This window comes from Planktothrix sp. FACHB-1355 (genome assembly GCF_014748295.1).
Lineage (GTDB): Bacteria > Cyanobacteriota > Cyanobacteriia > Cyanobacteriales > Aerosakkonemataceae > Aerosakkonema > Aerosakkonema funiforme_A.
Genome location: NZ_JACJUP010001031.1, coordinates 1 through 2,554, shown reverse-complemented (window position 1 = coordinate 2,554; position 2,554 = coordinate 1). Strand labels below are relative to the sequence as shown.

The 2,554-nt window shown below is 44.6% G+C and carries 2 protein-coding genes; one reads left to right on the top strand and one right to left on the bottom strand.

Annotated elements, in window-relative coordinates; all coding sequences use genetic code 11:
* Positions 1 to 244 precede the first annotated feature (244 nt).
* The gene (gene raiA / locus H6S82_RS28550) at positions 245 to 895 is read left to right on the top strand and encodes a ribosome-associated translation inhibitor RaiA (RefSeq protein WP_190464794.1); all 651 of its coding nucleotides are present in this window, start codon (positions 245 to 247) and stop codon (positions 893 to 895) included.
* Positions 896 to 949: 54 nt separating this feature from the next.
* On the opposite strand, the gene H6S82_RS28545 is transcribed toward raiA, so the two are convergent.
* Entirely contained in the window at positions 950 to 2,239 is a 1,290-nt protein-coding gene (locus tag H6S82_RS28545) for a glycosyltransferase family 4 protein (protein ID WP_190464795.1), read from the bottom strand.
* Positions 2,240 to 2,554: the final 315 nt, after the last annotated feature.

The following is a 2,554-nucleotide window of genomic DNA, read 5'->3' as shown; positions in this document are numbered from 1 at the left end:
GTGCGATAAAGTGGGGCCATTTTGCATTATGCAAGCAGTTTGACAAGAGATAAACTCCGAAAAGTTTCGGCATCCTTACGATATGATAAAATATGCAATATCTCGGCGTTGCAACACCCCCAGACACATAAATTACGTTCCTGGAAAGCAGCGATGTCGGCTTAGCTTTCCTTTCAGACCAAAGGTAGACGCAGGCTAAAAATATGCCTGCTAGTAGATAGAGTATTCAGCGGGAGAATTGAATATGAAGCTTGTGATTCATGGCAAAAATATTGAAATCACCGATGCAATTCGTGAGTACGTACACCAAAAAATTGAAAAAGCAGCAAGTCACTTTCTAAATGTAACCAATGAGATTGATGTGCATCTATCAGTAGCTCGCAATCCCAGGGTAAATTCTAAGCAGACTGCTGAAGTGACTATCTATGCAAATGGTGCGGTGATTCGTGCAGAAGAAGGAAGTGAAAGTTTATATGCCAGTATAGACTTAGTTGCTGATAAAATAGCCCGCAAACTGCGTAAGTACAAAGAAAAACGGCTAGATAAGAAGACTCAAGCCCAGCGCAAAACTAGCGAGGTAGTAGAACAAGCGCCAGTGGCAGTGGATTTGATCGGCGATCGCACTGTGGAACTTCCCACTGAAGTCGTGCGTACCAAATATTTTGCCATGCCGCCCATGACTATTGAAGAAGCCTTAGAACAGTTACAGCTAGTGGATCACGATTTTTATATGTTCCGCAATGCGGAAACCGGCGAAATTAACGTGATTTACGAACGCAATCACGGCGGTTATGGTGTAATTCAGCCGCGTAATGGCAATGGGCATACCGGCAAAAATGGTAAGGCAGCCCACACCAATCCTGTACCGGAGAAGTTAAACCTCCAGAAGACTTAAAAGCAAGCTTGAAACCAGTTAGTGATAAGCAGTTAGCTATCTGCTAACTGCTTATCAAAATACAGCTTCTAGTGCTGGTAATTTCAGGTTTTTAAGCATAGATTCGTAGTCGTAAAGTACCTCAATTGGATTGGGCAATTGTGGCGGAGGTAACGGTTCTGGCTGGGAACGAAAATAGCGGGCTAAATCTAAAATTGCCTCCCCAGCCGCAAAAATATCTCCAATAGGAACAAGACGACCCAAAGGCCAACTCTCTAACCATTCATTGACTACCTCTCGCGAACCTGGGTTATCGTAGGCTACTATACCTTTGCCTGCGGCGATCGCTTCTTGCAGGACGCGAGGTCGTCCCTCATTATCGGAGCAAAGCAGAACGGTTTCTGCATTATTCATACAATCGAGTACCTGTTGCCGAGATACGCTACCTTTTAGCACAATTCGTTCTTCTAAACCGTAACTTTTGATGCGATGCAACATCTCCGCACGATCGGGGCCATCTCCGCACACCGTAAGATGGACATTGACTCCGGCAAGTGAGAGATTTCGCACAATTTCCACTGCATCCAACGGCCTTTTCCTGGCTTTGAGTTGAGCCGCCATCAGCAAACGAATCGGTTCTTTTGCAATTTGCTGATAGTTGGAAGTGGGGTGAAAAGGAGGAAGATTGGTGCTGGGATTGAAGGGAGGAAGATTAATTGGGTTGGGCAAGAAAACGGTATTGGTGACACCAACTACACGTTCGATCGATTCGGCAAGATGGCGAGCTATACAAACAATTTTATCGCAGCCTTGGTAAAGGTTGAGCAGTTGCCGTCTGAGTTGAGGATCGATGGGATCGCTAGAAGCGAGGCGGTTGATATAAGCTCCCCGACAAATCAATATGACAGGTTTGTCGTGATGAACGCGACGGATAGCGGGAAGATGCCACAAAAACGATTCGCGACCGAGAATGACAAAATCGAAAGGGCCATGAATTTGATAGGCTATTTGAACTTCGCGATCGATATCTGATAATGCTTGACTCGTAATACTCAAGTCGTTAGGAAAGTCAGCCTGAATCCAGATTAATCCAGGATATTGCGCCAAATTATTTGGCACTTTGTAGGGGGCGATCTGCAAAACTTCATGCCCGATGTTGCGTAATCCGCAGGCAAGTTCCTGACTGGAGTGAGCTGACCCGCCTCCGTGCGGTGGGTGGACACTTAGTAACAGAATTTTCATATTTTTGATACTTCTTTCTTGTTTTTTTGTAGATTCGATACCCAGTATTACTGGCAGACGGGATGCCGGGGAACCCTTGCCGGAAGCGTAACTTGGCTTTTCCATAGGGTAGCGATCGGGCATCTCGAATCGCAACTTCGATCGATATACCTGCTTACACAAATCAGCGAAAATTACGATTTTTCACCAATTCAATTGGGCAGAAATGGGGAGCTTAGCAAGCGAGGCGGCAAGAAACCTGTTTAGATTTTAACCAAACTTTTAACGACCGCCCATTTCTATCTCTATCTAAAGAGAGAAGATAAATTAAACAACTTCTTGTAATTTATACGTCTTATGTATAGTTGTCAAGGCAATTTCCGAAAAGTTTTAAACAGGGCTTAGGCTTTTCTGGTAATTTGAAGTGCTATGGTTTTTGGGGTAATTCCTGAATTACCC

Coding starts and splice junctions, on each gene's coding strand:
- raiA (WP_190464794.1), top strand. CDS start 245: ATGAAGCTTGTGATTCATGGCAAAAATATTGAAATCACCGATGCAATT.
- H6S82_RS28545 (WP_190464795.1), bottom strand. CDS start 2,239: ATGCCCGATCGCTACCCTATGGAAAAGCCAAGTTACGCTTCCGGCAAG.